General features: G+C 56.3%; 26 protein-coding genes. 18 read left to right on the forward strand and 8 right to left on the reverse strand.

The window, feature by feature from the left end:
- Positions 1–231: 231 nt before the first annotated feature.
- From VL547_RS17400 to VL547_RS17435, 8 genes are all read left to right on the forward strand, one after another.
- On the forward strand, positions 232–1,062 hold the full coding sequence (locus tag VL547_RS17400; protein WP_325580213.1) for an outer membrane protein assembly factor BamD: 831 nt from the start codon (positions 232–234) through the stop codon (positions 1,060–1,062).
- Positions 1,031–1,372: a DNA-directed RNA polymerase subunit omega gene (locus VL547_RS17405; protein ID WP_325580215.1), complete on the forward strand. Its 342-nt coding sequence runs from the start codon at positions 1,031–1,033 to the stop codon at positions 1,370–1,372. Before VL547_RS17400 ends, VL547_RS17405 begins: the two co-directional genes overlap by 32 nt.
- Positions 1,373–1,505: 133 nt before the next feature.
- On the forward strand, positions 1,506–2,720 hold the full coding sequence (coaBC, locus tag VL547_RS17410; RefSeq protein WP_325580216.1) for a bifunctional phosphopantothenoylcysteine decarboxylase/phosphopantothenate--cysteine ligase CoaBC: 1,215 nt from the start codon (positions 1,506–1,508) through the stop codon (positions 2,718–2,720).
- A complete protein-coding gene (locus tag VL547_RS17415) occupies positions 2,717–3,637 on the forward strand; it encodes a DUF4835 family protein (RefSeq protein ID WP_325580218.1) in 921 nt (306 codons plus the stop codon). The genes coaBC and VL547_RS17415 overlap by 4 nt, the downstream gene beginning before the upstream one ends.
- Positions 3,634–4,212: a DUF4296 domain-containing protein gene (locus VL547_RS17420; RefSeq protein ID WP_325580220.1), complete on the forward strand. Its 579-nt coding sequence runs from the start codon at positions 3,634–3,636 to the stop codon at positions 4,210–4,212. Before VL547_RS17415 ends, VL547_RS17420 begins: the two co-directional genes overlap by 4 nt.
- Positions 4,213–4,231: 19 nt before the next feature.
- Complete coding sequence (locus tag VL547_RS17425; protein ID WP_325580222.1) at positions 4,232–4,948, forward strand: CoA transferase subunit A; 717 nt, start codon at positions 4,232–4,234, stop codon at positions 4,946–4,948.
- Positions 4,924–5,634, forward strand: coding sequence for a hypothetical protein (locus tag VL547_RS17430; protein ID WP_325580224.1), 711 nt, complete (start codon positions 4,924–4,926; stop codon positions 5,632–5,634). The genes VL547_RS17425 and VL547_RS17430 overlap by 25 nt, the downstream gene beginning before the upstream one ends.
- Positions 5,635–5,638: 4 nt before the next feature.
- Entirely contained in the window at positions 5,639–6,301 is a 663-nt protein-coding gene (locus VL547_RS17435) for a 3-oxoacid CoA-transferase subunit B (RefSeq protein ID WP_325580226.1), read from the forward strand.
- Here the strand turns inward: VL547_RS17435 and VL547_RS17440 are convergent.
- The 3 genes from VL547_RS17440 to VL547_RS17450 form a co-directional block, all read right to left on the reverse strand.
- Positions 6,291–6,941, reverse strand: coding sequence for a response regulator transcription factor (locus VL547_RS17440; RefSeq protein WP_325580228.1), 651 nt, complete (start codon positions 6,939–6,941; stop codon positions 6,291–6,293). The genes VL547_RS17435 and VL547_RS17440 overlap by 11 nt on opposite strands.
- A gap of 44 nt (positions 6,942–6,985) precedes the next feature.
- Positions 6,986–7,744, reverse strand: coding sequence for a sensor histidine kinase (locus VL547_RS17445; RefSeq protein ID WP_325580230.1), 759 nt, complete (start codon positions 7,742–7,744; stop codon positions 6,986–6,988).
- Between the two features lie 881 nt (positions 7,745–8,625).
- Positions 8,626–9,018: a hypothetical protein gene (locus VL547_RS17450; RefSeq protein WP_325580232.1), complete on the reverse strand. Its 393-nt coding sequence runs from the start codon at positions 9,016–9,018 to the stop codon at positions 8,626–8,628.
- A 776-nt stretch (positions 9,019–9,794) separates the two neighbouring features.
- Between VL547_RS17450 and VL547_RS17455 the strand changes: the two genes are divergently transcribed.
- Genes VL547_RS17455 through VL547_RS17470 form a run of 4 tightly spaced genes read left to right on the forward strand, consistent with a single transcriptional unit; the run spans position 9,795 to position 13,234 of the window.
- The gene (locus VL547_RS17455; RefSeq protein ID WP_325580233.1) at positions 9,795–10,460 is read left to right on the forward strand and encodes a response regulator transcription factor; all 666 of its coding nucleotides are present in this window, start codon (positions 9,795–9,797) and stop codon (positions 10,458–10,460) included.
- A gap of 40 nt (positions 10,461–10,500) precedes the next feature.
- Positions 10,501–11,187 carry a response regulator transcription factor gene (locus tag VL547_RS17460; protein ID WP_325580235.1) on the forward strand — a complete coding sequence of 229 codons (687 nt, stop codon included), beginning with the start codon at positions 10,501–10,503 and terminating at the stop codon, positions 11,185–11,187.
- Positions 11,188–11,189: 2 nt separating this feature from the next.
- Complete coding sequence (locus VL547_RS17465) at positions 11,190–11,942, forward strand: aminotransferase class IV (protein WP_325580237.1); 753 nt, start codon at positions 11,190–11,192, stop codon at positions 11,940–11,942.
- On the forward strand, positions 11,939–13,234 hold the full coding sequence (locus VL547_RS17470; RefSeq protein WP_325580239.1) for a deoxyribodipyrimidine photo-lyase: 1,296 nt from the start codon (positions 11,939–11,941) through the stop codon (positions 13,232–13,234). Before VL547_RS17465 ends, VL547_RS17470 begins: the two co-directional genes overlap by 4 nt.
- A 14-nt stretch (positions 13,235–13,248) precedes the next feature.
- On the opposite strand, the gene VL547_RS17475 is transcribed toward VL547_RS17470, so the two are convergent.
- Entirely contained in the window at positions 13,249–14,103 is an 855-nt protein-coding gene (locus VL547_RS17475) for a 1,4-dihydroxy-6-naphthoate synthase (protein ID WP_325580241.1), read from the reverse strand.
- Complete coding sequence (gene mqnB, locus VL547_RS17480) at positions 14,100–14,711, reverse strand: futalosine hydrolase (protein WP_325580243.1); 612 nt, start codon at positions 14,709–14,711, stop codon at positions 14,100–14,102. The genes VL547_RS17475 and mqnB overlap by 4 nt, the downstream gene beginning before the upstream one ends.
- Positions 14,712–14,761: 50 nt before the next feature.
- Here mqnB and VL547_RS17485 point away from each other — a divergent pair, with 50 nt between their 5' ends.
- From VL547_RS17485 to fabD, 5 genes are read left to right on the forward strand one after another with little or no spacing between them, the layout of a single operon-like run.
- Positions 14,762–15,172, forward strand: a complete 411-nt coding sequence (locus VL547_RS17485) for a 6-pyruvoyl trahydropterin synthase family protein (RefSeq protein ID WP_325580245.1) — start codon at positions 14,762–14,764, stop codon at positions 15,170–15,172.
- Positions 15,173–15,201: 29 nt separating this feature from the next.
- The gene (locus VL547_RS17490) at positions 15,202–15,639 is read left to right on the forward strand and encodes a 6-pyruvoyl trahydropterin synthase family protein (protein ID WP_325580247.1); all 438 of its coding nucleotides are present in this window, start codon (positions 15,202–15,204) and stop codon (positions 15,637–15,639) included.
- 27 nt (positions 15,640–15,666) lie between these two features.
- A complete protein-coding gene (gene folE / locus VL547_RS17495) occupies positions 15,667–16,263 on the forward strand; it encodes a GTP cyclohydrolase I FolE (RefSeq protein WP_414648342.1) in 597 nt (198 codons plus the stop codon).
- Positions 16,260–17,294, forward strand: a complete 1,035-nt coding sequence (locus VL547_RS17500; protein WP_325580250.1) for a hypothetical protein — start codon at positions 16,260–16,262, stop codon at positions 17,292–17,294. Before folE ends, VL547_RS17500 begins: the two co-directional genes overlap by 4 nt.
- A gap of 33 nt (positions 17,295–17,327) precedes the next feature.
- Positions 17,328–18,218 (forward strand): ACP S-malonyltransferase, encoded by an 891-nt coding sequence (gene fabD / locus VL547_RS17505; RefSeq protein ID WP_325580252.1) that lies wholly within the window; start codon positions 17,328–17,330, stop codon positions 18,216–18,218.
- Between the two features lie 163 nt (positions 18,219–18,381).
- On the opposite strand, the gene VL547_RS17510 is transcribed toward fabD, so the two are convergent.
- Genes VL547_RS17510 through VL547_RS17520 form a run of 3 tightly spaced genes read right to left on the reverse strand, consistent with a single transcriptional unit; the run spans position 18,382 to position 21,098 of the window.
- The gene (locus tag VL547_RS17510) at positions 18,382–18,834 is read right to left on the reverse strand and encodes a GNAT family N-acetyltransferase (protein ID WP_325580254.1); all 453 of its coding nucleotides are present in this window, start codon (positions 18,832–18,834) and stop codon (positions 18,382–18,384) included.
- Positions 18,835–18,854: 20 nt separating this feature from the next.
- Positions 18,855–20,075, reverse strand: coding sequence for a PLP-dependent aspartate aminotransferase family protein (locus tag VL547_RS17515; RefSeq protein WP_325580256.1), 1,221 nt, complete (start codon positions 20,073–20,075; stop codon positions 18,855–18,857).
- Between the two features lie 15 nt (positions 20,076–20,090).
- Positions 20,091–21,098, reverse strand: coding sequence for a beta-ketoacyl-ACP synthase III (locus VL547_RS17520; RefSeq protein ID WP_325580258.1), 1,008 nt, complete (start codon positions 21,096–21,098; stop codon positions 20,091–20,093).
- A gap of 96 nt (positions 21,099–21,194) precedes the next feature.
- Here VL547_RS17520 and ruvA point away from each other — a divergent pair, with 96 nt between their 5' ends.
- Positions 21,195–21,794, forward strand: coding sequence for a Holliday junction branch migration protein RuvA (gene ruvA, locus VL547_RS17525; protein ID WP_325580260.1), 600 nt, complete (start codon positions 21,195–21,197; stop codon positions 21,792–21,794).
- Positions 21,795–21,815: the final 21 nt, after the last annotated feature.

Raw genomic sequence — 21,815 nt, forward strand, 5'->3', positions numbered from 1 at the left:
GGGTGGGATGCCTCTTTTACCCCGTTTTGCGAAACGTTTCGCAAAACGGGGTAAAAGAGGCATCCAACCCCACTCCGCGACGCCTACGCGCTTGGGGAGGCGCGGGGGCGGACACCGAATAGACCGAGACGTTTGCGGGACAGGGATTTGGGAAAGATTTAGGGACGCAAATTTGGTGGGAAGGGATTTTAACCACATTTTTGGCGAAATTCAGTAACTTTGCAGTCCTTTATGATGAAGCGCATCGGGCTTTTGCTTATGGTACCGGTTTTGTTGACTTTGGGCGGTTGTTCACCGTTTTCCAGGGTTCAGAAGAGTAACGACTACAGTTACAAGTTGCGCATGGCGGAGCAATATTTTGTAAAGAAGAAGTACAACTTCGCCCAGCAGCTGTTCGAGGAATTGTTGCCGATTTATAAGGGGACGGAAGAGGCGGAGAACATGCTGTACAAGTATGCATACTGCGCCTATTACCTGGAGGATTACCTGAGCGCCGAGGGGATTTTCAAGCAATTCATCGAGTCCTATCCGAAGAGCGAGATGGTAGAAGAAGTCGACTTTATGCGGGCGTATTGCTACTACAAGCAATCCCCGAAGGTGGAGCTGGACCAGAGCAATACGGAGAAGGCCATGGGGGCCATGCAGGCGTTCATCAACATGCACCCTACATCGCCCCGGGTAAAGGAAGCAGGCAACATCATCGACATCTGCCGGCAGAAGCTGGAGGATAAAGAAGAACAGGCGGCGCAATTGTATTTCAACATCGGGTATTTCAGGGCGGCGGCGATCACTTTTGCCCAGGTCCTGGAAGACTACCCCGACTCCAAGAAAGGGGATTTTTACAAGCTGATGGTGGTAAGGTCGGACTACGAATTTGCCAAGATCAGCGTGGAGTGGAAGCAGAAGGAGCGTTACGAGACGGTGGAGACGGAATACCGGGATATGGTGGACCGTTTTCCTGAATCCAAACTGCTTCCGGAAGCCAAACACTTCAATATTTTATCTGAAAACTTAATAAAGGAGCTACTGAATGAGCAAGCTAAGGAGGCAGCTGGGGGCTAATACGCCCAACGTTGCAGAAACGCGGAATGTGATAGACATCAAGAACAAGACAGGGAACCTGTACGAGTCTATCGCCATTGTAGCCAAGCGGGCCAACCAGATCAACATCGTGATCAAGGAGGAACTGCACAGCAAGCTGGAAGAATTCGCCAGCCATACGGACAGCCTGGAAGAAGTGCACGAGAATAAAGAGCAGATCGAGATATCCAAGGCCTACGAGCGGATGCCGAACCCGGCGTTGCTGGCGACCCAGGAATTCCTGGAGAACAAGATCTACTACAGGAAGAACGACAACGACCTGTTCAGCTAGGGCCGGTGTGGCGGCGGAAGCCGCCAGGGACGCGAAGGCTGCCTGGGCCGGCGACGGCTGTCGAAAATAACTACCTTTACACAAGCGGTGCGTATACAAACGGCGCCGCTTGTGGCGTTTATACAAGACGCTTATGCTACAAGGCAAAAAGATATTATTGGGGATCACCGGCAGCATCGCCGCCTATAAAACGGCTACGCTGGTGCGCCTGCTGGTCAAGGCGGGGGCGGAGGTCAGGGTTGTGATGACCAGGGCGGCGGGGGAATTTATCACCCCGTTGACGCTGGGGACCCTGTCGAAGGGGCCGGTGCTGACCGACCTGGCGACAGCGGATACCTGGGCGAACCACGTGATGCTGGGACGCTGGGCGGACGTGATGGTCGTGGCGCCCCTCAGCTGTAATACGCTGGCGAAGATGGCTTCGGGGCAGTGCGACAACCTGCTGCTGGCCGTGTACCTGTCCGCTACCTGCCCGGTGGTGCTGGCGCCGGCGATGGACGAGGATATGTGGCATCATCCAGCCACGCGCCAGAATCTGGCCAAGGTCATTTCCTATGGCAACAGGGTGATCCCGGTGGTCCGCGGGGAGCTGGCCAGCGGCCTGGTGGGGGATGGACGTATGGCGGAGCCGGAAGCCATCCTTGCGTGGCTGGAGACATTCTTTCACGCCGGACAGGCGCTACAGGGCAAGCGGGTGCTGGTCACCGGCGGCCCCACCCACGAGCCGATCGATCCGGTACGTTTTATAGGGAATCACTCCTCGGGTAAAATGGGGATAGCTCTGGCTATGGCGCTGGCGGACAAGGGGGCCTTAGTTACCTTAGTGCTGGGCCCGGTAACGCAGCGGCCATCGCTTCCGGGATTGGAGGTGATCGACGTCCTTACGGCCTCGGAGATGTACGATGCCTGTGTGACCCGGTGGCCGGCGATGGATATTGGCGTCATGGCCGCCGCGGTAGCGGATTATACGCCCGTCACGGTAGCGGAGGAGAAGATCAAAAAGCAACCCGGCACCTGGGCGCTGGAGCTGACCAAGACAAAAGATATACTCCAGGCGCTGGGCGCAGCCAAGCATGGCGATCAGCTCCTGGTAGGTTTTGCCCTCGAGACGCGGGATGAAAAGTCCTATGCCCTGGGTAAGCTGGAAGCCAAGAACGCCGACCTGATCGTCCTCAACAGCCTCCGTGACGCGGGAGCCGGCTTTGGGTACGACACCAACAAAATCACTATTTTTGACCGGCAGGGTACGGAGCATTCCTTTGGGCTCAAGTCCAAGGACGCGGTGGCCCGGGACATCGCGGATGTCATCGTGCATACGCTGGAGAGCCGTAAAACCGTTTTGCGATGAATGTGAAAACAGCATTGTTATTGCTCGCCCTGGCCTTCTTTAGGCCGGCCCTGGGCCAGGAGTTGCAGGCCAAGGTATCCGTATCGGGCGCGCGACTGCCGACCACGGTAGACCGGAGGGTGTTCCAGGCGCTGCAAACGGGTTTGTCCGATTTCCTCAATAACCGCAAGTGGACCGGCGATGCTTACCAGGCCAATGAAAAGATCGAGTGTTCCTTTCTGCTGACCCTGACGGGCTCGCCGGACGTCGATACATATACCGGCACGCTGGTGGTCCAGGCGGCCCGGCCGATTTACGGCACCAGCTATAATTCCCCCCTCATCAACTACCAGGACGCCGATGTCCAGTTCAAATACGTCCTGTTTACCTCCCTGCTGTTCGACGACAACCGCGTACAAGGGACCGATCCGCTGGCCGCCAACTTAACCGCGCTGTTCGCCTATTATGCGTACCTCATCGTCGGGTTCGACGACGAATCCTTTGCCTTGAAATCGGGGGACCCCTATTTTCAAAAGGCATGGAACATCGTCAACAATGCCCCGGACGGGAGCGGTGTCAAGGGATGGACCGCCTTTGACGGGACCGTCAACCGGTACTGGCTGGCCGAGAACCTCCAGAACTCGAAATACTCGTTGCTCCACGACATGTACTATCAATACTACCGGCAAGGCCTGGACCAGATGACCTCGGATGAATCCAAGGCGCGGTCAGGCGTGCTGGCGGCGCTGACCGATATGGACAATATCAACCAGGAGACGCCCGGCACTGCCATACGACAGTTCTTTTTCCAGGGTAAGTCGACCGAGCTGGGCAACCTCTTCGCCCGGGCGGACGGCCAGGACAAGGCCAGGGCGCTTGACCTGCTCCAGCGGCTCGACGTAAGCAACATCAATAAGTACAAACAATTAATGAAGTGAGGAAGTACGCAGCGGGGTTGCTTCTTTGTTGTATCCTCGGCGCCGCCTGCAAGGGCAGGACGGCCTCGGGCCGGATACCCATCCCACAGGATACGATGCAGACATTGATGTGGGAGATGTTCGAGGCGGACGCCTATAACGAGACCCGAAGCGCCTTGGACACCAACTACCGGCACGACACGGCCTACGCGTCGCTCTATACCGATATTTTCAGGGCACACCACGTCACCCGGTCGGATTTTAACGACAGCTACACCTACTACATGGGACAGCCGGATGTCCTTCGTAAGATGGTCGATTCGCTTGTCGAGATGAAAAGCCGGGCGTTAAGGCAAGGTCCGCCGACGGGTACTCCGGGGCATCCTGCACCGTACCGGGGAAACCAGCCGCTCGGGCATCCTACGCCGCCAGTGAACCCTCCTGGTGGACACCCTCCCGGTGGACATCCGCCCGGGGGGTTCAGCCCGCCAGGTGGCTTTCATCCGCCGGGGATGCCGCAGCGACCGGGCACGACGCCGCCGCCCAAACCGAAACCTGGCCCTAAGACCCCCACGGGTAAACCCGCCGATCTTTAATTCGCTAACTGCTTGCTGTATGCATAAAATCTTTGAAAACGCAGCCGCGGCCATCGAGGACGTACCGGATGGTGCCACGCTGATGCTGGGAGGCTTTGGCCTCTGCGGCATACCGGAAAACTGTATCGCCGCCCTGGTGGACAAGGGCGTCCTGAACCTCACCTGTATCTCCAATAACGCGGGCGTGGACGACTTTGGCTTAGGACTCCTGCTCAAGCGCCGCCAGATCCGGAAGATGATCAGCTCCTATGTCGGGGAAAACGCCGAATTCGAACGCCAGCTCCTGAGCGGTGAATTAGAGGTAGACCTGGTGCCCCAGGGAACGCTGGCTACGCGCATCCAGATGGCGGGTATGGGCATCCCCGCATTTTTCACCCCCGCGGGTTTCGGTACCGAAGTCGCCATCGGAAAGGAAACGCGGGAGTTCGGCGACAAGATGTACCTCATGGAGCTCGCCCTGCACGCCGACTTCAGCCTGGTCAAGGCGTGGAGGGGAGACGCCATGGGAAACCTCGTTTTCCGGAAGACCACGCGCAATTTTTCCACGTCCATGGCCAGGGCGGGCAAGATCACCATAGCGGAAGTCGAGGAGCTGGTCCCGGTGGGCGCGCTCGATCCGGACCACATCCACGTCCCGGGCGTTTACGTCCATCGGGTCTTCCAGGGCCGGAACTACGCCAAACGCATCGAACGCAAAACCATCTCCATACCATGTTCACCAGCATCCGGTTCCTGACCCAGCAGCTCGACATAGACCCCGATATCGCCAAATTCTTCGTGGACCGCGACGTGCCCAAAAACAACCGGTATTGGAAGGACAGGCACCTGTATGTAGCGATCGGTACCGGTTTCCTTTTTATCCCGCTGGTATACGACATACTATTCCGGTTGGGGGTGGATAAGAAAGCCCTGCTGGACGAAGCGCACATACAACGCATGGAACGGGTCCTGGACAGCGCCGGGAAGGTTGAATTCGACGCGTTGGCAGGAGGCGCCCACGTGGAGAACTGCCGGACCGTTATGGGGGGGTCGGTACTAAACCCCTGGTTGTGGACATCGCTCGAGCGCTATTTCAGGGAGGGGCCGGCGGAACCCTTCGGGCACCCCATCCCTCCCCTCAACCGAGCGGATACCTTCCTTTTTTCACTGTGCGACCTGGAGATGGACGAGACGTCCACGCGCGCTTTCCTGGGTCATTGGTACGCTCTGATCGGGGCGTTCCTGTTGATGGACGACGTAGAGGACTGGGAAGAAGACCGGCGGCTGGGCGAGGAAAACGCCATCCGTTTCCTGGGGGAAGGGCCGGAAGCCTTTGCCCGGGCCATGGACATGCTCCGGGAACACTTCCGGACGCTGGACGACTTAAATCCACGGCTCTCCGCGCATTTTGACAAAAACCTGCAAAAGCTTTCAAAACAATAGGACTATGGCGTTGGATAAGTTCGGCATCGCCCGACGGATCGCCCTCGAATTGAAGGACGGCATGTACGTAAACCTGGGGATCGGTATCCCGACCCTGGTGGCCAATTTCATACCGGAGGGGATGACCATCATGCTCCAATCGGAGAACGGGATACTCGGCATGGGACCTTATCCGGACGAAGATTCGGTCGATCCCGACCTGATCAACGCGGGTAAGGAAACAGTGACCGTCCTTCCCGGCGGCGCGTTTTTCGACAGCGCGGAAAGTTTTGGGATGATCCGTTCGGGCAAGATAGACCTGACCGTCCTGGGCGCGATGGAGGTCTCCGAGAATGGGGACATCGCCAACTGGAAGATCCCCGGGAAAATGGTCAAAGGGATGGGGGGCGCCATGGACCTGGTGGCTTCCGCCCGAAACATCATCGTGGCCATGATGCATACCAGCCCGAAGGGGGAATCGAAGCTGCTCCCGGCCTGCACGCTGCCGCTGACGGGGGTGGGCTGTGTCAAAAAGGTGGTGACTGAGCTGGCCGTGCTGGACGTGGTACCCGGGGTTGGTTTCCGGCTGCTGGAGCGGGCGCCTGGGGTGAGCGTGGAGGAGATAAAGGCTAAGACGTTGGGAAAGCTGACGATCGAGGGGGACGTGCCGGAAATGGCTAGTCGATGAGCGCGTTCTTCATCGCGAAGAAAACCAGGCCGACCGAGTTCTTGACGCCAAAACGGTCCATCAGCCGGTCCTTGATGGCTTCGACGGTTCGGGGGCTGATCCCCATTTCCTTGGCAATTTCCTGGGCCGTAAGCTCCATGCAGAGGAGCTTGATCACCTGCTTCTCCTTGTCGTTGAGGACGATTTCCGTGTGCAGCGATGGGGTGAACTTTACGCGGTAGTGGGACTTTTGGAGGAGGATCCGGTTGACGTAGTTATTCAGGTAGTATCCCTTACTTTTTACTTCGATGATGGCCCGTTTTATTTCGGCGGGGTCCGCGCTCTTGAGGAGGTAGCCGTTGGCGCCATTCTCCATGAGGTGGGTTACGAAACGCTCGTCTTCATACATAGTGAGGATGATCACCCCGATATATGGATAATCTCTGGCGAGGCACTTCGTGGTTTCGATGCCGTCCTTAACGGGCATTCTGAGGTCAAGCAAGACCACGTCCGTATCCGTGGTTGAAATCCCTTTTAACAGCTCCTCACCGTTGCTCGCCTCCAGTACAAATTGAATGTTGGCATAGTGGCGAAGCGACAGAATTACCCCTTTCCGGAATATCTGATGGTCGTCCGCTATAGCCACCTTTATATTGGCCATAATATTATGTTCTCCAGGTTGCAGTCGTCAGGTGCTCATCATCATTAGAGAGGCGCTTCCAGGGGTAGCTCGATCGATATTTTAAAATATGTCTGAGATGGATCTTTCTCAAAAGTAATGTTTGCTTTCAAGATTTTAACCCTGCTGTGTATATTTTTTAACCCGAGCCCCTCGGGAATGATCTTGTACTTCTCGTAGGTATCCTGGGTGATGCCATAGCCATCGTGGTGGATGCGGATGAAAAACTGGTCGTTGTTCCGGCCCTGGATCAGGTGAATGAAGCTGGCATGGCTGTGCTTGAGGGTGTTGTTGATCAGCTCCTGGATGATCCGGAAAAGCAACAGCTCCTTCTCCGTGGATAGCCGGCGGCGATAGTCGTGGAAGCGGCAGCTGGCGTTGATGGACCCCGAACCGTTTATCTTTTGAAATACGTCGTTTATGGCGGACTCCAATCCAAAGTTCTTCAACGTGGAAGGCATCAGGCTGTGCGAGATGTTCCGTATCAGTTGTATGGCTTCGTCTATGATCTGCTTGGCGCTGAAGATTGCCTGCAGCTGCGTGGTGACCTCCTGGTGTACGAGGTTCTCGTTGAGGTAAAGGCGGGCGGTGGCCAGCAGCGGGCCGGCGTCGTCGTGAAGGTCGGCGGCTATACGTTGCCGTTCTTCTTCCTGGGACTGTATGGAAGCGGCCAGCAGGAGCTTCTGTTGCTCCTCTTCCATACGCTGCATCTTCATCTGGTATTGAATGATCCTGCGCTGGTAAAAGACGATAAAGACAACCAGGGCTATGGCTAAGGTAAACATGCCCAAGGTACCGAAGTACAGGATATAAGGTATACTATGCCCGTCGCTCGAATTGATTTGCAAAAACATCATTCTTACCTACTCCAGGGGTAATGCAGTTAACGGTTAAGGTTCAGGTGCTCATCGAGGTTATTAAAATCTATTCTCGATATCTTGTTGCTTTGATCGCCACCTTTTACCATCATAGCTACGCCGAAAAGTAGATTCTTAAGGATGTCGAAGGCGGTGTTAATCACCGAATACTGGAGTTGGAAAGATTCGTCGCTTTCAAGTTTACCTTGTGCGTACAGGTTTATGAAAAAAGTCCCGCTAAAATATAAAAGAATGGCAACAATAAACCAAAATTCCGGTATAGAGTAAAAAAATATGTGATCCGGTTTCCGGATCTGCTCGAAGAGGTAGAAAATCGAGTAAATAATCAGCAGGATCGACTCCAGGACATTCGTCAACGAATCGACCTGCGTGCTGAAGACCGGTTTGAAAATACGCGATATCGCTATGACGAGAAAAACTGAAGAAAGGCCCAGAATGATGTACCGGAGCCGTTTACTCCGTATAAGAATGTAAGCAAACCAGGAAAGTAGACAGTATTCTACAATGTCGAATACGTTGAAGTTCAAATAGGAGGTGTCGTGGTAGACTATGTTGTAATAAGTGTTTATCAATTCGGTCACCACGCTGTAACACAGGTACAATAAAATTACCCATATCCCCTTGCCCCTGTAGCGTTTCCAGGTTAAAAGCAAATAGGCTATGAGTATCAGGAGTGAAACCCTGGATGTGTATCCTAAGATTTTAAGAAGAAGCCTGATATGTTAAATTTATACAAATATAGCATATCAGGCTTCAATAACACAAATTCCGTAAGGTAAGTGCTTATTTTAGAACCAGCTAGAAGTGGTAGCAGAATCGCCGTTGAAGGTGGTGATGATGTGGTCGACTACGATCCCATCGTTCATTTGAATGTTGCCGCTTTCGGTAACTGTCGTATATTTCAGAATCTGCTGACCGTCAACATCAACGGCAGCGAAGACGAGCGTGCGGACGTTGGAGCCTTCTTCATAACCGGGATGAATGCTCAGACCAGCGCAGCCAGGTTGAGCAAGGAGCTGTTCCAGGATGTCGCGGCCGATCAGGTGACCATAGGCCTGCTCAGGGTTTGCGTCGTAGTAGTTTTTGACCATTTTAGCACCGAGCTCGGCGCCGATGTTTTCACCAACAGAAGCGCTAAAAGGACGGGCAACCATCACGGGTTCTTGTACATTCTTTGTCATGGGATTCAGTTTGTGGGTAATGAGTAATGTGCATCGAAATACCCAATAAAAACAAGAATGTACAAGAGCATACACTCCAAAATGTCTTGTTGTAGTAGTTTATAAGTGGCTGGTATACAATAGTTAAGATGGCGGATATCGGACAAAAACGAAGTTAAAACAGCGGGGTTGTACGGGACATACACCGTAATTTTACTGTCCTAATTTCCGTAAAACATCTAAGTAAATCCACCTGAAATCTGACCGTTAAAACCCTGGAGTGTAAAAAATGTGCAAAACTGGGGTTCAGTTTTAGCAGGTCCGGGGCAAAAAAATAGGCCAGCTAAGAACTAGCTGGCCTTGCTGGGGTAAGTTTGTTGGGCATGACTACCAACGTTTCTCCCATAGGACACGGATTAAAACGACGGGCTACCGTTCATTTGAACGGTTCGGGCTCGCCTTCAATGGGTTAGTTTGACAATTTCGGTTTCATAGAGATTGGACACGGATCGTTCTCACAGGATTGGATAGTCGGATACGGGATTTTAACAGTGGTTTTCAAGGAACAGGATCAAAACAGTTTTTTCACTAACTTCTTCATTACTTACACAAATGTAAAGGGTTTGCTAAAACGTCAAAAGAGCAAAACCGCTCAATTTTGATAGTGAAGTTAATACGCCAAAAAATGGGAGAATTGCGGTGGGGGGATCGTAGAAATACGGGCGTGTAAATAAAATTCGATCCAATTTAAAAACGTATGCATAAGGTTTTTATTTTGCAACTCTTAAAATCATCCTATGTCAGCTTCGGGGAATAATTTTATAAAGCTGGCGTTAGCAGATGACCATAGGATCTTCCGCGAGGGAATTAAGATGGCATTGGGTGGAAAGCCTCATTTGAAGATAATATGGGAGGCTGATGACGGCAAAGACCTGATGCACAAGATGGCGATCAAGATGCCCGACGTCCTGCTGATGGATATCAGGATGCCGGAATTGGATGGAATCAGCGCTATTCAATTGATTCGCAAGGAGAATGAAGATATAAAGATCATCGTGCTGACCATGTACGATGACCAGCAGATGATTTCCAAGATGATGGAAAGCGGGGCGAATGCCTATCTCACTAAAACAACCGACCCGGACGAGATATATGAGGCGATATTGACGTGTGTTAACGACGACTTTTACTTCAACGATCTTGTAAATCAGGCAGTTTTGCTTAGATTGCAGCACAAGAAGACGGTCCGGCAGCATTATCCCAAGCAGATTCAATTCTCGGAAAAAGAGCTACAGATACTTAAATTCCTTGGCGAAGACAAAACAACCGAGGAAATCTCTAAATTGGTGTTCCTAAGTCCCCGTACCATTGAAAGTATCCGCCAGAATATGAAAGCAAAAGTTGGGGTCAAAACAATAGCTGGCCTCATCGTTTACGGCATGAGAAACAAGTTGATAGAATAAGATGGCCGCGCCACAGCCGGCGGGCGCAATACTCTGGAAGATGGAAAAGAATCAGGACCATACCTCTGAAAGCCGAATGATTAAGGTCGTGATAGCCGATGACCATGTTTTGTACAGGGCCGGTGTCAAGACTGCGTTGGCTGCCAAGCCCGACGTCCGTATCGTGGCGGAAGCAGACAATGGTGTTCAACTCGTGCACTTGCTGAAATACCAGAAACCCGACGTGGTTTTGTTGGATATTCAAATGCCGTTGATGGACGGAATCGGGGCTTTGCAGGAGATCAAGCGCGACTTTCCGGACGTGAAAGTGGTCGTCTTGTCTATGCATGATGATAACTCCATGATCACTAGAATGATGGAACTCGGCGCCAACGGCTATCTGACCAAGACGGCCGACCTGGAGGCGATCTATGAGGCCATCCGCAATTGTTATTATAACGACTTCCATTTCAACGCTACCACCAATATGGCGTTGATCGACAACCTCCGCAATAAAAAACAGGCCATCCAGGAGGGCGCTTCGCCCGAGGCGAAACTCTCCGAAAAAGAGATCACGGTCCTCAAGTTGATGTGCGAAGAGCGCAGCACCCGCGAGATCGCGGATATGGTGGATGCCAGTCCCCGGACCATCGAGGCCATCCGCGACCGTATCAAGGCCAAGCTGAACATCAAGACGACGGCGGGTTTGATACTGTACGCCGTCAAGCACAACCTTTTGGAGGGATAATAGTGCAGCTCGTTTTCGATAACCGATTTTATCCGGCCGATACGCTCCTGGTAGGGGCTTCCAGCCGGGGGCTCCGGTATGGGGATGGGTTGTTCGAGACCATGAAGGTGCGGGACGGTGAGTTGCTGCATGCATCGTTCCATTTCGACCGTTTGTGGGACGGGCTTTCGGTGTTGGGGCTTCCGGCGCCGTTTTCGCGGCAGGGGCTGATGGATTCGATTCTTGAATTGAGCGCTTTGAATGGACATTCCGCCTCTGCCCGGGTGCGGTTGAACGTTTTTAGGGGAGAGCCGGTCCATCACATCATCGAAACTTTTCCTTTGTCGACCGCCCCGGCGGCGGATGGCCTGGAAATTGGCGTCTATCCTCATGGACGAAAAGCATTTGATGCTTTCTCTAACCTAAAGCATAACAATTATCTCGTATATATCCTGGCCGCCGATTGGGCCCGGGCGCAGGGGCTGGACGAGGCGCTGGTATTAAACGCCCACGAACGAGTGGCCGACGCGGCAACCAGTAATGTTTTTTGGGTGCGTTCGGGCGAGTTGTTTACACCGCCGTTGTCCGAGGCGGGGGTAGCCGGGGTGACCCGGCGGGTGTTGATGGAACGTTTCCCCGTGCGGGAAGCAACCGTTACTCCCCCGGCATTGCTGGAGGCGGACGAGGTATTTCTGACCAATGCGATACGCGGTGTGCGATGGGTCCGGCGTTTTGGGGAGCGGGAATACGGGCATGTCTTTAGCGCGGGTATATGAAAAACACGGTACACCTTTTCTGGTTCCGGCGAGACCTGAGGCTCCGGGACAATGCGGGGCTTTACCACGCCCTTCGTTCCGGCGTCCCGGTGGTGCCGGTCTTTATTTTCGACCGGAATATCCTGGACCGGCTCGAGGATGGAAGCGACGCCAGGGTAGAATTCATCTATGCCGCGCTCGAGGATATGCAGCGCACGCTGGCGGATATGGGCAGTACCCTGGACGTGTTCTATGGCCGGCCGGAAGACGCCTTCCGGCATTGGCGCCACCGTTATGACGTACAAGCCGTTTTTGCGAACCACGACTACGAGCCCTATGCGCGGGAACGCGACAAGGGCGTGGAGGGCCTGCGGACCTACAAGGACCAGGTGATCTTCGACCGCGAAGAAGTGCTCAAGGACGACGGCCGTCCCTATACGGTCTTTACGCCGTACAGCAAACGATGGAAGGCCCTCGTGAATGATTTTTACCTGAAACCTTATCCGTGTGAAAAATATTGGGGCGGCTTTTTCCGCCAGGCCGCCCTCCCGCTGCCGTCGCTCGGGTCGATGGGTTTTTCCGCTACCGGCAGGCCGTGGCCGCCGCGTATCCTCTCCCGTTCGCTCGTGGAGCGGTACGGCGAGACGCGGGACTTTCCCGCGCTGGAGAACGGTACGTCACATATGGGCGTGCACCTGCGTTTTGGTACGGTATCCATACGGTTACTGGCGGGGATGGCGCTCGGACGCGGGGAGGTATACCTGAACGAGCTGATATGGCGGGACTTCTACCAGATGATCCTCTGGCATTTTCCCCACGTGGGGCGGGGCAAGGCCTTTCACCCGGCGTATGACCACATCCGTTGGCGATACAGCGAGCCCGATTTTCAACGTTGGTGTGAAGGGCGTACGGGTTATCCGTTGGTCGACGCGGGGATGCGGCAGCTCAACCAGACCGGTTATATGCACAACCGGGTCCGTATGGTGACGGCCAGCTTTTTGGCCAAACACCTGCTGATCGACTGGCGGTGGGGCGAAGCGTATTTCGCGGCGAAGCTGCTGGACTTCGACCTGGCTGCCAATAACGGCGGCTGGCAGTGGGCCGTGGGCAGCGGGAACGACGCCGCCCCATGGTTCCGGGTGTTCAACCCGACGCTACAGGCAAAGAAATTCGACAAGGACCTTATGTATATCCGGCGGTGGGTGCCGGAACTCGATAGCCTCGACTATCCCGCGCCCATGGTAGACCACGAGGTCGCCCGCAGGCGTTGTCTCGATGAGTATACGCGGGCGGTGAAAGGGGGTGGCATGTAGCGTTTTCCGGGCCGTTAGCGCACCTCGCTCACCGCCTCGGCGAAAACGGGACGGTTCAGGGTCACTTCGGGGTGTAATTGCTGATAGACCGCCAGGAGCGTTTCCACGGCCTGCTCCCCACGGGGCCCCAGTTTCCGCGAAAAATCGTTTACATACAGATCTATGTGCTGGCGCATCACCGACTCGTCCATCTCCTGGGCGTGTGATCGGATATAGGCGCTCAGTTCCGGGTAGCGCGCAAAGGACCAGTCCACGGCCCGTTGTATCAAACCGTCGACACGCCGGACAAGATCCCGGTCGAGGGAGCGTTTGGCGACGATGCCGCCGAGCGGGATGGGGTTGTGCGTCGTCTTTTCCCAATATTCGCCCAGGTCCGCGAGCTTGACGAGCCCCTTCTGCTGATACGTAAAGCGGTTCTCGTGGATGATCACGCCCAGGTCGACGTCGCCGTCGAGCACCATGCGTTCGATGTCGGAAAACAGCACGAACTTTTTGTTCCGGGCGCCGGGATACGCCAGGGAAAACAGCATGTGGGCGGTGGTGTTTTCCCCCGGGATGGCGATTGTCAGGTTTCCGATATTTTCCGAAAGGTGAGGTATGTCGTTTTTCCCGATCAGCAAGGGACCTACGCCTTTACCCAGGGCGCCCCCGGACTGCAGGACCTCGTACTCCCCGGTGATCAGCGGTAAGACGCCATAACTGATCTTGGACAGGTCCAGCGTGCCCTCCATCGCCCAGCGATTGAGGGTTTGGACGTCTTCCAGGCGGACGTCGAATTCCAGGCCGCCGGTGTCGATATGGTGGTTGACGAGGGCGTCGAAGATAAACGTGTCGTTGGGGCAGGGGGAAAAGCCAAGCGTAAGGGTCATAGTGATGCGTTTTTTAATGAGTGCGTCAACAGCGTTTTTAGTGCGGCATTCAAGTTGTCCAGCGCCAGCCCGATCCGCCAATGGCTTTTGTCGCGCTCGCCGATATAGTTGGAGATGGCGCGGAGCTGGAGGAACGGGATGTTTTCCTGAATACAAACATAGTGGAGCGCGGCGCCTTCCATGCTTTCCACGAGCGGATCGTATCGTTCTTTGTACCAGCTTATCCGGTTGGGCCGGGTGGTGATTTCGTTAACGGAGACGCTGCGGCCGGACGGAAGGTCGGTCAGCTTCGCGGCGTATGGGTTGGGCAGCCGGCCATCATCCTTAGCGAGGCTGAGGTCCGCGAGGTTTTTAAAGCTCCCGTTTTCTTCGACACCCAGGTCGGCGATGACTTCTTCGGACACGGCGATGACGCTGCCGAGTGCATACAATGGGTCGAAACACCCGGCGATGCCGGCCTGGATCACGAGGTCGGGCCGTTTTTCGGTGATGGCCTTTTGCAGGTGGTAGGTTGCGGCCACGAGACCCACACCCGTTATGACGGTTTGGACCCCCGCGGGGGGCTCCTTCAGCTCGAAGGGGGTAGCGGCGGCCAGGAGGATGCGCATGTGGCAAAATTATCCCATCTGTCGTACCTTTGCCAAAATTTTTAGGGAAGATGGTGTATCTGACACGGGTGGAACATTTCAACGCGGCCCATAAGCTGTACAACCCCCGGTGGAGCAAGGAGGAGAACGAGGCGGTCTTTGGTTTATGCGCCAACGAGAACTGGCATGGGCATAACTACGACCTGTACGTGACCGTCAAGGGGGAGGTGAATGAAGACACGGGCTTCCTGATGGACGTAAAGGTGTTGAGCGGGTTGGTGAAAACGTACGTGCTGGATGTGGTGGACCATCGGAACCTGAACCTGGACGTTCCCTTTCTGGCGGGTAAAATGTGCTCTACCGAGAACCTGGCCAAGGGTATCTGGGAACAGCTCGAGCCGCATATTCCGGCCGGCGTGCGGCTGCACGCCATCAAGCTTTACGAAACTCCGAGGATCTACGTGGAGTATTTTGGAGCATAGTATATTTTGGAGCATAAACTTTCCCCGTCATGGATATGAATCGAGTCGCCGCGGATATGAACCGAGTCGCCGTCTACCGGCGGGAACACTTCAATGCGGCCCATCGCCTCCATAACCCGGCCTGGGACGAGGCGACAAACGCCCGGGTGTTCGGCAAGTGCAACCTGCCTCACTACCACGGGCACAACTACGAGCTGATCGTGAAGCTGACCGGTGTTCCCAACCCGGATACGGGATACGTGATGGACCTGAAGGTATTGAGCGAACTTATCCAGGAGACCGTCCTCCAACGCTTCGACCACAAAAACCTGAACCTGGACACGGTCGAGTTCAGGGACCTCAATCCAACGGCGGAGCATATCGCCATGGTGATCTACAGGCTGCTGCGGCCCCGGCTTCCCGGGGATTTGGACCTGGAGGTCACGCTTTACGAAACGGACCGTAACTTCGTATCCTATCCGGCCTAAGACCGTATATATACATAAACTACAGAAATGGCCTACAAAAAGATAGAGCAGTACGACGAAGAGATAACCGAGGGGTTGATGAAGAATTACCAGCAATGCCTCAACTTGCTGGGGGAGAACCCGTCCCGGGAAGGACTCCTGAAAACCCCGGAGCGCCTGGCCAAAGCCATGCAGTTCCTGACCCAGGGGTATGAACAGGACGCCCGCCAGATACTGGCATCGGCCAAGTTCAAGGAGAACATCAGCGAAATGGTGGTGGTCAAGGACATCGAGCTCTACAGCCTCTGCGAGCACCACGTCCTTCCTTTTTTTGGCAAGGCGCACATCGCCTATATCCCCAACGGGTATATCACCGGGCTCAGCAAGATCGCACGGGTGGTGGACGTCTACGCCCGGCGTCTCCAGGTACAGGAGCGGCTTACGACCGAGATCCTGGACGCTATTAAGGAGACCCTCAACCCACTCGGCGTGGCGGTGGTTATCGAGGCCAAGCACCTTTGCATGATGATGCGGGGTGTGCAGAAGCAGAACTCCGTGACGACGACGTCTGCGTTTTGGGGGGAGTTTGAGCGCATGGAGACGCGCAATGAATTTATCAAACTGATTTCGGCGGACTTGATATGACCGTCCCTTTTGAGCCGCACGACATCGGCCGGGTTATCGCTCCGGATGTGCTCGTGCGTATCCGCTCCGAGGCCGCGCCTTCGGAGGCGCTGGGCCGCCTGACGCCGGCGGCGTTCTCGATCCTCGTGGAGCAGGGGTGGCTGCGGCTGCTGATCCCCCGGTCGGTGGGCGGTCTGGAATTCGATCTTCCCTCGTTACTTGAATTGCAGGAGGCCGCTTCGTGGGCTGACGGCAGCTTTGGATGGGTGCTTGCGCTGTGCGGGGGCGCGGGGTTCTTTGCGGGGTTTGTAGAATACGACGTTGCGTTGTCGTTGTTCGGGCGGCCCGATGTGTGTGCCGCGGGGACGGGATTCCCTGCTGGAACGGCGAATCCGGAGCCCGGTGGTTATCGCGTTTCCGGCCATTGGCGGTATGCGTCCGGGGCGCCGCAGGCGACGCTGTATACGGCGAACTGCCGCATCGATTCTCCCTCCGGCGACCCCGTCGTACGCGCGGTAATCATGATGCCTGACCAGGTGCGGTTGTCGGATGGATGGCAGAGCCTGGGGTTGCGGGCTACGGCAAGCCAGGACATGATCGTCGCCGACGCGTATATACCGGCTGCTCGCACTTTTACGGTGGACAAGCCGTTCCCGCATGCGCAGGGGCCGCTCTATCACTATCCCTTTTTGCAACAGGCGGAAGCGGTGCTGAGTGTGACGATGCTGGGGATGGCGCGGCATTTCCTCGATCTTTTTGCGGAGCGCAAAATGCCCGCGGTGTATGAAGCGGCGTCGGCGGACCTTGTAAGGATACGATCCGAATATTATACCGCGGTGCGGGCTTCCTGGGCATCGCCCACCGACGAAGCGCTACTGGCGGGCGTCGGGCGTGTGGCACGGACGGCCGCGGCTACGGTGTTGCGGTGCGCGGATGCGCTTTATCCTTATGGGGGTATGGAGATGATGCGCATGGGGGCGGAGATCAATCGCGTGTGGCGTGATATCCATACGGCTAGCCAGCATACGCTGCTGTCGCCGCTACGAGGGTAATTCCCTTATATTTGTCGCCCAAATGTTAAGCAAATGAAGCATGCGTATGTGTTCCCCGGGCAGGGCGCCCAGTTCTCCGGGATGGGAAAAGCCTTATACGAGGGCCACACCCGGGCCAGGGATATGTTCGAGCAGGCTAATAACCTGCTGGGTTTCCGCATCACCGATATCATGTTCGGGGGCACGGATGAAGACCTGAAGCAAACGCGGGTCACGCAACCGGCCATTTTCCTGCACTCCGTGATTTGTTATACCACCCTGGAGTCTCCCCGCCCCGATATGGTAGCCGGGCATTCCCTGGGTGAATTTTCCGCCCTGGTCGCCGCCGGCGCCTTGTCCTTTGCAGACGGCCTTTCGCTTGTTGCCGCCCGCGCCACCGCAATGCAAAAAGCCTGCGAGATTTCCGCATCCACCATGGCCGCCGTTCTGGCGCTGGATGACGCGAAGGTCGAGGAAATCTGTGCGGCGGTAACCGCGGAGCTCGGCGAGACCGTAGTTCCCGCGAATTATAATTGCCCCGGTCAACTGGTTATTTCCGGATCGGTTCGCGCCGTGGAAGTAGCGTGTGAGCGGTTAAAGGCCGCTGGCGCCAAGCGCGCGCTCGTGTTGCCGGTCGGCGGGGCGTTCCACTCACCCCTGATGGAACCCGCCCGCGCGGAGCTGAGCGCCGCCATCGAGCGCACTACGTTTGCCGCGCCGTCCTGTCCGATCTATCAGAATGTCACCGCTGCGGCCGAAACCGACCCCTCCGTCATCAAACGCAACCTGGAAGCCCAACTGACCGGAGCCGTCCGCTGGACCCAAAGCGTCGAGGCCATGGTTCGCGACGGCGCAACGCATTTCACCGAAGTCGGGCCCGGGAAGGTCCTCCAGGGGCTCGTCGCCAAGATCGCCAAAGGCGTGATCACCGACGGGTTCCAATAGTCCGTTGTTCCTCGCGCCTAAGCGTGCTGTGCGCAAGCCCGAAGGGGGGTAGGTGCCTCTTTTCCCCCGTTTTTTCCAAATGTTTGGAAAAAACGGGGGAAAAGAGGCACCTACCCCCCTTCGGGCTTGCGCACGCGTGTTTAGAGGGTCAGAATCGGGAGGGTTAGAGCGCGAGGATGCAGTTGACCCACTCGGGCTCGAGGGAGGCGCCGTATTTTTTATAAAAGGCTATTGCGGGCTCGTTCCAGTCGAGGACTTGCCAGACCATGCGGGGGAAGCCGCGGTCGCGGGTCTCCTGGATGAGGGTGTCGAAGAGCATCTTGCCGACGCCCAGGCCGCGTTTGGATTGGGTGACGATGAGGTCTTCCAGGTAGAGGCACTGGCCTTTCCAGGTGCTGTAGCGGATATAGTAGAGACCGAAACCGATGATATAGTCGTCTTCCAGGGCGACGAAGGCCCACCAGACGGGGTTGGGGCCGAAGCCGCTGTCGGTAAACTGCTCCAGGGTATTGGAAATAGCGCCGGGGGGGGCTTTTTCGAAGTCGGCGAGCTCTTCGACGAGCTCCATCAGGCGAGGACAATCGGCGGCCGTGGCACGGCGTATGGTGATACTCATGTGCGATAGTTGAGGGCCTTTCATGTGCGGGTTGAAAGCGCCTGGTCGAGGTCCGCCAGGATGTCCACGGCGTTTTCGATACCGACGCTCATGCGGATCAGGCCGTCGGTGATGCCGTATTGCTCCCGTTTTTCCTTGGGAATACTGAAGTGCGTCATCGAAGCGGGGTGACAGAGCAGCGTGTCGCAGGTACCGAGCGAGACGGTGCGGGTACACATTTGCAGGCGATCGATACAGGAGATGCCGGCCTGCAGCCCGCCCTTCAGCTCGAAGCTGAGCATTCCGCCGTGGCGGCGCATCTGGCGCGAGGCGATGGCGTGCTCGCTATGGGAGGTAAGTCCGGTATAGTTCACACGGGCGATCGCGGGGTGTTGCGACAGGAAGGCGGCCACTTTTTCGGCGTTGTCGCAGTGGCGGTCCATGCGGAGCTCCAGGGTCTTCAGGCCGTTGATCAGCAGGAAGGCGTCGAAGGGGTTGGCGTTGCCCCCGAGCAGCTTCAGCGTCTTGAATACGGGGCCCTGCATGCGTTCCATGTCGCGGCCCAGCAGGATGCCTCCGATCGAAGTGCCGTGGCCGTTGAGGAATTTGGTGGTGGAGTGTACGATGAAGTCCACGCCATACCGGAACGGTTGCTGGAGATAGGGAGTGGCGAACGTATTGTCGCAGGCGACAGGGCAGTTGTAGCGTTTGGCCAGGGCCGTGAGCGCGGCGATGTCGACGCACTGCATGGTGGGGTTAGCGGGCGTCTCCAGGTAGAGCAGGCGGATCGCCGGGTCGTTCCGGAAGGCCGCTTCGGCTTTGTCGAGGTCGCGCAGGTCGGTGATGATGGCTTCCACGCCCAAACCGGGGAGCAGCCCTTCCATCAGCTCCTGGCTACCGCCGTAGAGGGAATAGTGGGAGAGGATCTTGTCGCCCTTTTTGAGCACTGACAGCAACAGCGTGCTCACGGCGGCCATGCCGGAGGCGTGGAGGAGCCCCTTGACCTCCAGCCCCGGGATTCCATAGGCTTCGAGGGCGGCTATCTTTTCTTCGGCTTCGGTAAAGGTAGGGTTGCCCCAACGGCTGTATATATACCCCTGCTCTTCCCCGCTGAAACGGCGCATGCCCTGTTCGGCGCTGTCGTATACGTAGGTGCTGGTGGCATAGATGGGAACCAGGTGGGCGTAGGCGGAGTTCGGCTCGTGACCGCTGTGTACGGCGGTGGAGCCGAAGCCCGATGGTTGGAAGGGTGTGTCTTGCATAAAAAACGTTTTGCGTCAGGAACGCGCCGCCGGATCGTAAGCCCATTTCACGAGTATCGACCCCCAGGTAAATCCGCCGCCAAAAGCCGCCAGCACCAGCAGGTCGCCCTTTTTCAGCTGTTGCTCGTAGTCCCACAGGCAGAGCGGGATGGTGCCGGCGGTGGTGTTGCCGTAGCGTTGTATGTTGATCATGACCTTGTCCTCGGAAAGCTCCATCCGGTGGGCAGTCGCGTCGATGATTCGTTTGTTGGCCTGGTGGGGCACCAGCCAGGATATGTCCTCCCCGGTAAGTTGGTTGCGCTCCATGATCTGGGCGGCCGCCTCGGCCATTTCGGTGACGGCGAACTTGAACACGGTCTTGCCTTCCTGGTAGGCATAGTGCATGCGGTTGGTCACGGTATCCACCGTCGCGGGATGGAGAGATCCGCCCGCCTTCATATGGAGATACGGCGCGCCGCCACCGTCGCTTTTGAGGATGCAGTCCAGTACGCCCAAACCTTCGGTATCGGGCTCCAGGAGCACCGCGCCCGCGCCGTCCCCGAAAATGATACACGTGGCCCGGTCGGAATAGTCGATGATGGCGCTCATCTTATCGGCGCCCACCACGACGACCTTTTTATACCGTCCGGATTCGATATACATCGCCCCGGTGCTCAGCGCATACAGGAAGCCGGAGCAGGCGGCGCTGAGGTCGAAGCCCCAGGCGTTCCTGGCGCCGATCTTGTCACAAACGAGGTTGGCAGTGGCAGGAAAAACCATGTCAGGGGTTACGGTGGCAACGATCAGACAATCTATCTCCTCGGGGCCGATTCCGCGTTTGGCCAGGAGCTCCCGGACGGCGGGGACGACCATGTCCGAAGTCCCCAGGCCCTCACCCTTCAGAATCCTGCGTTCTTCAATGCCGGTACGGGTCCTGATCCATTCGTCGGTGGTATCCACCATTTTCTCCAGTTCTGCGTTTGTAAGCCGAAATTCAGGTACATATCCACCTATTGCCGTGATCGCGGCGGTGACTTTTTGCATACAATCTGTTTAATCAATGTCCTGTGTGTGAAAACAGGGATCAAAAGTAAGGAGAAATAGGGTATTTTTGGTTTTCAAGCGAGCGGCTCACCAATTATGATTGCCTATCTAAAGGGGAATTTTACGGCGAAGACACCCACAACTGTCCTGGTTGACATCCAGGGCGTGGGATACGAAGTCAATATCAGCGTTCATACTTATGCGAAAATCCAGGGTCTGGATAAAGGGACCCTGCTGACGGTCCTGCTCATACGGGAGGACGCGCACATCCTCTATGGATTCTTCGACCAGGAGGAAAAGGAGCTCTTCCAACAGCTCATCAGCGTATCGGGCGTGGGCGCAGCGACGGCCCGGGTGATGCTCTCGTCACTGCCGCCCGCGGAGATAACGCGGGCCATCGTCCAGGGGAACGAGCCCCTCCTGGAGCGGGTCAAGGGGATCGGCAAGAAGACCGCACAGCGACTGGTGGTGGAGCTCCGGGACAAGCTCGGGCGGAAATCGCTCACCGCGGGGGGCGGTCCAGATATTCCTTCCGTCCAGCACAATACAACGGAAACGGACGCGTTAAATGCACTGCTGGCCCTGGGTATAGCCCGGCCCGCCGCTGAAACCGCCCTGAAAAAGGTGCTGGTCAAGGCGGAGGGAGAGCCGGCCGGGGTGGAGGAGCTGATCAAGCGTGCCCTGCAGGTTTTGTGAGAAATGCCGTTAGGATTTAAT

Source organism: Dinghuibacter sp., assembly GCF_035492835.1.
In the GTDB taxonomy this organism is placed as follows: Bacteria; Bacteroidota; Bacteroidia; order Chitinophagales; family Chitinophagaceae; genus Dinghuibacter.

Coding starts and splice junctions, on each gene's coding strand:
- ruvA (WP_325580260.1), top strand. CDS start 21,195: ATGATTGCCTATCTAAAGGGGAATTTTACGGCGAAGACACCCACAACT.
- VL547_RS17455 (WP_325580233.1), top strand. CDS start 9,795: ATGTCAGCTTCGGGGAATAATTTTATAAAGCTGGCGTTAGCAGATGAC.
- mqnB (WP_325580243.1), bottom strand. CDS start 14,711: ATGCGCATCCTCCTGGCCGCCGCTACCCCCTTCGAGCTGAAGGAGCCC.
- VL547_RS17400 (WP_325580213.1), top strand. CDS start 232: ATGATGAAGCGCATCGGGCTTTTGCTTATGGTACCGGTTTTGTTGACT.
- VL547_RS17405 (WP_325580215.1), top strand. CDS start 1,031: ATGAGCAAGCTAAGGAGGCAGCTGGGGGCTAATACGCCCAACGTTGCA.
- fabD (WP_325580252.1), top strand. CDS start 17,328: ATGAAGCATGCGTATGTGTTCCCCGGGCAGGGCGCCCAGTTCTCCGGG.
- VL547_RS17415 (WP_325580218.1), top strand. CDS start 2,717: ATGAATGTGAAAACAGCATTGTTATTGCTCGCCCTGGCCTTCTTTAGG.
- coaBC (WP_325580216.1), top strand. CDS start 1,506: ATGCTACAAGGCAAAAAGATATTATTGGGGATCACCGGCAGCATCGCC.
- VL547_RS17500 (WP_325580250.1), top strand. CDS start 16,260: ATGACCGTCCCTTTTGAGCCGCACGACATCGGCCGGGTTATCGCTCCG.
- VL547_RS17430 (WP_325580224.1), top strand. CDS start 4,924: ATGTTCACCAGCATCCGGTTCCTGACCCAGCAGCTCGACATAGACCCC.
- VL547_RS17470 (WP_325580239.1), top strand. CDS start 11,939: ATGAAAAACACGGTACACCTTTTCTGGTTCCGGCGAGACCTGAGGCTC.
- VL547_RS17445 (WP_325580230.1), bottom strand. CDS start 7,744: ATGTTTACCTTAGCCATAGCCCTGGTTGTCTTTATCGTCTTTTACCAG.
- VL547_RS17515 (WP_325580256.1), bottom strand. CDS start 20,075: ATGCAAGACACACCCTTCCAACCATCGGGCTTCGGCTCCACCGCCGTA.
- VL547_RS17520 (WP_325580258.1), bottom strand. CDS start 21,098: ATGCAAAAAGTCACCGCCGCGATCACGGCAATAGGTGGATATGTACCT.
- VL547_RS17440 (WP_325580228.1), bottom strand. CDS start 6,941: ATGGCCAATATAAAGGTGGCTATAGCGGACGACCATCAGATATTCCGG.
- VL547_RS17485 (WP_325580245.1), top strand. CDS start 14,762: ATGGTGTATCTGACACGGGTGGAACATTTCAACGCGGCCCATAAGCTG.
- VL547_RS17460 (WP_325580235.1), top strand. CDS start 10,501: ATGGAAAAGAATCAGGACCATACCTCTGAAAGCCGAATGATTAAGGTC.
- VL547_RS17475 (WP_325580241.1), bottom strand. CDS start 14,103: ATGACCCTTACGCTTGGCTTTTCCCCCTGCCCCAACGACACGTTTATC.
- VL547_RS17425 (WP_325580222.1), top strand. CDS start 4,232: ATGCATAAAATCTTTGAAAACGCAGCCGCGGCCATCGAGGACGTACCG.
- VL547_RS17435 (WP_325580226.1), top strand. CDS start 5,639: ATGGCGTTGGATAAGTTCGGCATCGCCCGACGGATCGCCCTCGAATTG.
- VL547_RS17490 (WP_325580247.1), top strand. CDS start 15,202: ATGGATATGAATCGAGTCGCCGCGGATATGAACCGAGTCGCCGTCTAC.
- folE (WP_414648342.1), top strand. CDS start 15,667: ATGGCCTACAAAAAGATAGAGCAGTACGACGAAGAGATAACCGAGGGG.
- VL547_RS17450 (WP_325580232.1), bottom strand. CDS start 9,018: ATGACAAAGAATGTACAAGAACCCGTGATGGTTGCCCGTCCTTTTAGC.
- VL547_RS17510 (WP_325580254.1), bottom strand. CDS start 18,834: ATGAGTATCACCATACGCCGTGCCACGGCCGCCGATTGTCCTCGCCTG.